This is a genomic window from Vallitalea sediminicola (assembly GCF_054408565.1).
On record NZ_BTPT01000123.1, the window covers coordinates 1 to 7,684 of the forward strand.

The 7,684-nt window shown below is 33.4% G+C and carries 8 protein-coding genes; 3 read left to right on the top strand and 5 right to left on the bottom strand.

The features are described from left to right. Positions 1 to 127: 127 nt before the first annotated feature. The 3 genes from ACX6CF_RS25810 (at position 128) to ACX6CF_RS25820 (ending at position 3,846) form a co-directional block, all read left to right on the top strand. Positions 128 to 550, top strand: coding sequence for a MarR family winged helix-turn-helix transcriptional regulator (locus ACX6CF_RS25810; RefSeq protein ID WP_458788259.1), 423 nt, complete (start codon positions 128 to 130; stop codon positions 548 to 550). Positions 551 to 621: 71 nt separating this feature from the next. After that, the gene (locus tag ACX6CF_RS25815; protein ID WP_458788260.1) at positions 622 to 1,998 is read left to right on the top strand and encodes an oxidoreductase; all 1,377 of its coding nucleotides are present in this window, start codon (positions 622 to 624) and stop codon (positions 1,996 to 1,998) included. Positions 1,999 to 2,097: 99 nt separating this feature from the next. Continuing rightward, positions 2,098 to 3,846 carry a hypothetical protein gene (locus ACX6CF_RS25820; protein WP_458788261.1) on the top strand — a complete coding sequence of 583 codons (1,749 nt, stop codon included), beginning with the start codon at positions 2,098 to 2,100 and terminating at the stop codon, positions 3,844 to 3,846. Between the two features lie 212 nt (positions 3,847 to 4,058). On the opposite strand, the gene ACX6CF_RS25825 is transcribed toward ACX6CF_RS25820, so the two are convergent. From ACX6CF_RS25825 to ACX6CF_RS25845, 5 genes are all read right to left on the bottom strand, one after another. Continuing rightward, the gene (locus ACX6CF_RS25825) at positions 4,059 to 4,682 is read right to left on the bottom strand and encodes a DUF6273 domain-containing protein (protein ID WP_458788262.1); all 624 of its coding nucleotides are present in this window, start codon (positions 4,680 to 4,682) and stop codon (positions 4,059 to 4,061) included. Continuing rightward, positions 4,669 to 5,673, bottom strand: coding sequence for a MerR family transcriptional regulator (locus ACX6CF_RS25830; protein ID WP_458788263.1), 1,005 nt, complete (start codon positions 5,671 to 5,673; stop codon positions 4,669 to 4,671). Before ACX6CF_RS25830 ends, ACX6CF_RS25825 begins: the two co-directional genes overlap by 14 nt. A gap of 399 nt (positions 5,674 to 6,072) precedes the next feature. Beyond that, on the bottom strand, positions 6,073 to 6,198 hold the full coding sequence (locus ACX6CF_RS25835) for a hypothetical protein (RefSeq protein WP_458788264.1): 126 nt from the start codon (positions 6,196 to 6,198) through the stop codon (positions 6,073 to 6,075). A gap of 641 nt (positions 6,199 to 6,839) precedes the next feature. Next, on the bottom strand, positions 6,840 to 7,100 hold the full coding sequence (locus ACX6CF_RS25840; RefSeq protein ID WP_458788265.1) for a hypothetical protein: 261 nt from the start codon (positions 7,098 to 7,100) through the stop codon (positions 6,840 to 6,842). After that, entirely contained in the window at positions 7,072 to 7,461 is a 390-nt protein-coding gene (locus ACX6CF_RS25845) for a recombinase family protein (protein WP_458788266.1), read from the bottom strand. The genes ACX6CF_RS25840 and ACX6CF_RS25845 overlap by 29 nt, the downstream gene beginning before the upstream one ends. Positions 7,462 to 7,684: the final 223 nt, after the last annotated feature.

The following is a 7,684-nucleotide window of genomic DNA, read 5'->3' on the forward strand; positions in this document are numbered from 1 at the left end:
TTATCATAAATCAATCATAATACAATATCCATAACAAGAATTATTCTTGACAATAAAATAATTAAATGATACAATTCAACTAGTATATGGAAGTTCGTTATATTTATGGTAATGAAAGGAGATTAATATGAATAGCAATCGATTAGATAACATTTTTCTACAATTTAAAAGACTAGTTGGTATTATTGAAAAAGATATTATCAAAAAAATCTCAGATATGGATATTGGTAATCTTACAATTGCCGAAATCGGTATTATGGATGCTATTGGATTAAATTCTGAAAAAACAATAAAAGAAATTGCTCAGCAACTAGAAGTAGCAGTAAGTACTCCAACAAAGACTATGGATCGCCTTGTAAAAAAAGGCTATATTGTTAGGAAAACCAGTGACGAAGATAGAAGAATGGTCGTTTCAACATTAACTGAAAAGGGACATAATGCATTAATCAAAGTTACTACAATGCGTCAAAAAAAAATAATGGAAATATCAAAAAAACTTACCACCGAAGAAATTGATCAACTATTGTTAATCCTAGATAAACTTATGTAGTATTTTTTTAGCATAATATAACGAAATTCATAATATACGATTATACTAAATTATGAAAAGAAGAGTTAATTATGTCAAATCAAGAAAAACCTCTATTACAATCAATCAAAATAGGAAGCCATACTATTAAAAATAGAGTGGTTATGGCACCAATGAATATGAATTATACTGATCCAATGCATTTTCCTAGTAGACAACAAAAAGCTTATTATGCTGCAAGAGCTATGGGTGGAACTGGAATGATTATTGTTGAAGCTATGAGAGGTACTAGCCACAAGACTGCAGATACATATCGTAAATATAATAATTTAGCAATTTATGATGAAGCTTTTGTACCTAAAATGGCTGATTTTGTAGAGCATGTTAAGTCATTTGGAGCAAAGATTATTGCACAAGTATCTATAGGTCCAGGTGCTCAAGGAACAAGTGATCTTGGAGCCACTCAACCAGTAGCAGCTTCACCTATTGGATATAATGTACGCCACGATAAACTAATAACTGGTTTAGGCTCTCCAACAAATATGAAACCTACCCTCTCCCTAGCAAGAACACTTGGTTATCATGAAAAAATTAGTACCAATCCAATGAAAGCCTTTAAGCAGATCAGTAATGTGCCGGGTATGCATATTATTGGAGAAATACCAAGAGAAATAGCAAAAGAAGAAATCAGCAAACTGATAGCTGACTATGGTTATGCTGCAAAATGTACTAAATTAGCAGGATTTGATGGAATTGAGATTCATGCACCACATGGATACTTATTACATTCATTTATATCACCAAGATTAAATCAAAGAACTGACCAATATGGTGGTTCATTGGATAACAGACTAAGAATTATCAAAGAAAGTATTGATTCAATGAGAAAGTATGTAGGACCTGACTTTGTTATTGGTGTTAGAATTAGTGCATCAGTAGAAATTGAAGGAGACATTACTCCTAAATATGCTAATGAAGTAGCTAAAAAATTAGAAAGCTATGGTGCTAATTTTATTCATTTATCAGATGGTTCTTATGAATGTATGAGTGATTTTATTCCAAAGAAAGACGGTCAAGTATTGCCTAAAGCTAAAATAGTAAAGCGAGGATTAACCATTCCACTTATTTGTCCATCAGTTCATGATCCTGAATTAGCAGAAGAAGCAGTTCGAAATGGTGATGTAGATATGATTTCACAAGGTAGACAACAAATAGCTGATCCAGAATGGGTGAACAAGTATGCTGAAGGAAAAACAAAAGATATTGTTCGTTGTACACGCTGTAATGAAGGATGTATTAAACGTTTCTTAGTTGCATTGCCTGTACGGTGCACCGTAAATCCAATGGCAGGACATGAAGAAGATTTTGACAAGTATGCAAAACGCTCATTAGAATCACTTCAAAATCGTCATTGGGAAACAATAGGGGAAATTGGTAAAGAATCGTCATCATCTAATAAAGGAATATGATGTTCTACTAGCTAAGATACCACAAAAAGGATATTAATGGATGGTTATATATGTTATTATGTAAGGGATACATTTTCAACTAAGATATTGGAGGGCAATATGAAGAGAATGAGATTAAGTAAATATGTATTGGTTATCGTAATACTTATTTCAGTAATCCTTACTTGGACAACAGCATATGCTGAAACTGAATCGGTTATTGATGCAAGCGATACACTATTGTATGAATTTGAAGATAATATAACTCAGTTTGCTTCAAATGGTAAAGAATTTTTTGCATTGTCAACTAGACTATTTAATAGGGATAATGGTGAGTATGGTCCACAGGCAATAATTACTAGTGACTTTAAGGATGTAAAGAAAACATTCATCGATACAGAGCTATTGAATACTACTATCTTTTATGATGAAGTGTCTGGAAATTATATATCATCGGGATCTCTTATACATAGTGACAAAGAGAATTATCCTAATAACAAATTTGTCATAAATGGTAGCTCAAGTAGTTACTATGAGTTAGATACGCATGTTTCAAAAGACGGAGTAAACTGGGAAAGAGTTTCGGGTAGTGATTGGATTAGTGATAAGAATGGAAACTTGCATTCAAGATGGGCTGGAAGTAGCCTGCAGTTATTTGATGTACACGGAGCTCTTAAAGGATTTATCGGCGGTTCATTTTTAGCCACTGATGATAGAAAAAATTTTGTATCCCATTCATTAACTAAATATGATCCATATAAGCTCACTCCAAAGCAATATAACTATCTAGGAAACTATTCATTATTTGATAAAAACATATTATATAATGGTAAGTACTATGTGGCTCAAGATGGAGACTACTATGGTAACTATATGCTAAGATCAGATGAAGGCATAAACTGGAACATAGTCACTTTTTTAGATAGAGATGCCGAGAAGAGAACAAAACCAAGTATAGCGTGGTACACAAGAAAATTTGTAGCTAACGATGTATTCTATGCTTTTATTGATGCTCAATTACACTATTCTTATAACGGCAAGGATTGGATAGCCCACGAATTTAATGAATCTGAATTGATGAATAGAGAATATGTGCCATATATAGCTTTTAATGATGGATATTTTATGGTGATACCGACGACTAGCGCAGGGAAGTTAAACTTTAACTTTGGTACCTCTATACTTTTTTCTAAGGATATGAAAAACTTTATTGAGGTTGACTTTGGAGAAAAAATAGATCATTTATTATATATGGATAAGGATGTACTAGTTACAGCTAATAAGGTCCTAGACTACAACCTAATTAAAAAGAAACTAGATGCATATGGAACTAAGTACTATGATTATGCAGAGAAACTAAATAAGGTCGGAATGTTTAAAGGTACTGAACTAGGTTATGAACTAGACCAACCTTTTACTAGAATTCAATCAGCTGTTATGATAGTTAGACTACTTGGTAAGGAGAAAGAAGCTCAAGAAAAAAATTACTCCCATCCTTTTACGGACGTTTCTTGGGGTCATGAATATGTAGGATATCTATATGAAAATGGCATTACAAAGGGAGTAAGTGAAACTAAGTTTGGATCAAATGAAGTTATAAATGCAAATAGCTATATGGTATTATTGCTTAGGACCCTCGGATATAGTGATAAGGATGGAGAATTTAATTGGCAAGAAGGATTAAAATTTGCAAAGGATAAGGGTTTTATAACGAAAGAGGATTATAATGAACTTAGTACAGAGGCGTTTATAAGAGACCATGTGGTTAAGTGTAGTTATAAGGCATTATATATGAAGCTAAAGAATGGAGAAATTCTTTCTGATAAGCTATCTGATGATAAAATCATTGATAAATCATTATTAGAATAGGACTATGATAGAAATACTATATTATAAAGTCTTATAATAGATTTCTGGAAATATGTTCAAAAGAATTATATTACATCATGAGTTATTGATTACTTAGAAGAGACTGTCTCACAATAAAATGTGAGACAGTCCATTTTTATTGCAAAAAAATAAAAGCAAGTTAGGAAAAAACTTGCTCTTTAGTATATAATTAAGCATTATACTCTATTTATCTAATGTGATTCCAGTTTTAGCCACAAAGCTGGACGGACACCACCTGTACATTTGCCATCGCTAATGTTGCCTTTCAATATATTGTTACCTTGGATACCTATATTACCGTCACCGTGGATGTACACGGCTTTTATATTAACGCGACCAGGCGACCGAAGCCACCACCACCAAATCCCTCCATTTTCAGGCTCAAGTCTTGCTATTCGATTACTGTTGTTTTCATCTTTTCTTTGAAACCAATATCTTTGATTTTTTCCTGGGTTATGCAACTTTGAACTACTATCACCGAAATATTGGCAGACTGCTTCCTCAATGCTTAAGATAAATATACTGTCTTGCGTATCTGCTCCGCCATTTGACCCATACCACTGATTGTCATGGTTTTTATTTATTACTGGAGTTATTCTTGATTTATCTGTTGTATTGAATTTGTCATAAAATTCCCCGTTCAGATATTTTCTTAACGAGCAGTCAGCCCATGTTATATCTTTATAAGCGTCATGGTAAGAACGCTGTTCTATAATATACTCGGTTATAATCAAAGCCGCATTATTTTTTATGTCAAGAATGCGCCAATTATAACCGCCGAATGTGATTGTCCCACCGATATTAAATTCTTCCATTTACCTTCTCCTTAATAGGGAATAATAAATCAAGCTGTAAATCCTTCATTTCACCGTTTTGAGCATAATTATAAAAATTCAGCGTTTCTTCAAAGCCTTGCCCGGCACTCGTTTCCGGAGATGTCCAACGTGGGGAATCCCAGTCGTTATCATACTTATCGCTGGCATTGACCCATTCTTTTAATAAACTCCAATCCTCAAAATCCCATGTCCTCAATACATGCGCAGCATATAACCCACCATTAAAGGTTCGCTTTACTAAAGGTGCTGGTATTTCCATGTCTTCGGGAACCGATACCCAAACTTCATATATGCGAGAAAGTTCTCCAATTCCTATTGGTTCCTTAGAACAGTCAAAACCGAAACTCCGGGCGTCGGGTTTGATTTTTAACAATCCGCTATCTTTTACGAACTGATTTATCATATCTAACGCCTTACCTTCGCAGTCTTTTCCAGATGCGTAAGCAGCGGCTACGGTCATGGGCGGAAGGTAAACAATTCGCACATCTTTATCCTCTATTTTACTCAGTTTCTCGCTTGCTTGTTTAAGTTCTTCCATTTTCCTCTCCTTCTTAAAATTAATTTTAGAGACAGTCAGTGAATCCACAATTTCTAATAAGCCTTCATCATCTGGTAGTACGAATGTCGCGCTTCCAAGACCTAGATGTTCGATAAAAACTTTAACAACACTGCGAATGGTTGAGAGCGCAGTTATTTCATCCTCAATGTCGACAAGATTACGTTCAAATATTTCGATTGCAACACTCACATCCCCGTTATTCAAAATCTCAGCAATTTGTTTAAGAGGTATCCTCAGTTTACGTAGAATAATAATTTGGCGCAGGCGTGTGATTGCTTCCATATCATATACACGGTAAGCATAATCTTCCTTTTCGGCAGGTGTAATCAACCCGATTTGTTCGTAATATCTAAGTGTTCGAGTTGAGATTGAAAAATATTTAGATACTTGACTGATGGTTTGCAGTTCCATGAGTATTCTCCCCCCTAGTATAAAAAAGTCATTTTTCAAGATAAGTATACAGGTTGACGCGACGTTATAGTCAATACAACTTTTTAATTTTTTTCTTAGCTGAATATTCAACTCCTTGTTTGCAAGAGTAATTTCGTGAAACCAGAATTTAAAAAGCTTATTGTTTGTGCTAGAAAAAAAATTTGTTAAATCAGATTTCTATGTGAGAAAAAAGATTGTTATAAGCTTTGTAAAACCTGCTATAGTTTGTCTTGTAATAGAGACTGTAGAACCATATGCCCCTAGTATAGACCTGTTATATTAGCGTATTCTTAAAGCTCCTTATATTTGTAATGGATGTGCAAAGTTTCGCAGATTTACACTTCAACATGCTCTATATTCTGCCAGCGATGCTTCTTATCACAATCTGTTATTATCATCACGTGAAGGAATCAACCAGTCACCAGCTGATATTGCTATGCTTGATATACTCATTTCACCTTTGCAAAAAAAGGACAATCCATGGCACACATCTACGCTCATCATGGACACGAAATTCCTTGTAGTAGAAGAACGCTATATAATTACAACAGATATTGGTGATAGATTTTGCTTTTAGCCCGCGGCAGTAACCACAGTGACACGTCTATCATCTTCATCATATATATTCTTTATATGTAGTGTGATATTCTGATGGGTAGTTTGATAAATCTCTGCAATGGCTTTCTAATTCATCCATACTGTTTCATTTTCCAATCTAACATCAATTTTTATTTTGCCATCTTCCATCTGATTAATTAAGATATCTGTTTTATTATCCATAAACTTACTTCTTTTATTTAATCTGTTTTATATATTTCGAATAAGATAATCCATTACTGGAATTCCTTATTTATTACAATTTTAGGTATGTGGCTTGTATTTTATTATACCGCATGAGTAATGATTCAACCACATAATTCTATCACAAACTCTTTTTCAAATACAAAATTCCGCTTTAAATATCTTAAAGTAAAATTTTTTTCTCCAGAATATATTAATTTCATTGTCATATTGTCCTAATCTACCATCAATTTCATTTTTGTTCACTTAGGATAAATTTTATTGTAATACTCTTACGACAAGTCTCCACATAAGTCGGGTGTTGATAAGTAACATTCTTCTTCACCTTTTTTAATTGAGCTGTTCTATCTTAATCCACGTTTAGGTTTCGGCATACTTATCTTTGACTTAGGACCAGTTTTGAATACGAAAGTCAAAAGGTGTGGAGCTTTGTTACCTTCGTCATCAACACCACCTAAAACAATATGATCAACAATAGCATTGAATACATCAGGTTCAAACTTCTTGTTCTTTGTGCCTGCATTTAATGCACGTCTTCCTACTATAGTATCACAATATCCACATTTATTTTTACTACTAAAGGTATATCCTATTATATCTTTCAATACGTCCCTTGTTCTTATTCTTATTTCTTTTCTCACGGATTTTTCTAGCATTTTCGAAAGCTTCTTTACTGATAATAGGCTCATGATGGTCTTTAATATAATACTGTTCTTCTTCACCCATATTATCTAAACATTGCTTTGTAATTGGGTCAACTGTAATTATCTTGCCTAGCAATAAATCTCCCATATACTTTTCATTCTTTAAAATACCACGAATAGTACTGCCTCGTTTGGTTTTAAAACCTTTTGCTACAAGTTCTTTTCCAACTCCTAGACCATCTTCGGCTGTTTGGTAAATAACTGCTGATTCAAGTCTTTCATAGCTATCAAATGGCAATTCACCACCTAATGTGGCTTCCATAATCACTTTACATCTTGAAGTTCAACGTCATTCATATTAATTAGTTTCAATTCTTTTTCATAATCCATAATGTCACCTCCTAGTATAATAATGTCATAGCCATTAGCTATTCAAAATAAATATTTTCTATATGAAAGTTGATAAAGGAGTTCTTCCTCATATCCAGTCATTCAACTTTCAAAATATACATGTTTTTGTATATTCTTTCAACATCATGTTTGAT

Coding starts and splice junctions, on each gene's coding strand:
- ACX6CF_RS25820 (WP_458788261.1), top strand. CDS start 2,098: ATGAAGAGAATGAGATTAAGTAAATATGTATTGGTTATCGTAATACTT.
- ACX6CF_RS25845 (WP_458788266.1), bottom strand. CDS start 7,461: ATGGAAGCCACATTAGGTGGTGAATTGCCATTTGATAGCTATGAAAGA.
- ACX6CF_RS25835 (WP_458788264.1), bottom strand. CDS start 6,198: ATGATGAGCGTAGATGTGTGCCATGGATTGTCCTTTTTTTGCAAAGGT.
- ACX6CF_RS25815 (WP_458788260.1), top strand. CDS start 622: ATGTCAAATCAAGAAAAACCTCTATTACAATCAATCAAAATAGGAAGC.
- ACX6CF_RS25810 (WP_458788259.1), top strand. CDS start 128: ATGAATAGCAATCGATTAGATAACATTTTTCTACAATTTAAAAGACTA.
- ACX6CF_RS25830 (WP_458788263.1), bottom strand. CDS start 5,673: ATGGAACTGCAAACCATCAGTCAAGTATCTAAATATTTTTCAATCTCA.
- ACX6CF_RS25825 (WP_458788262.1), bottom strand. CDS start 4,682: ATGGAAGAATTTAATATCGGTGGGACAATCACATTCGGCGGTTATAAT.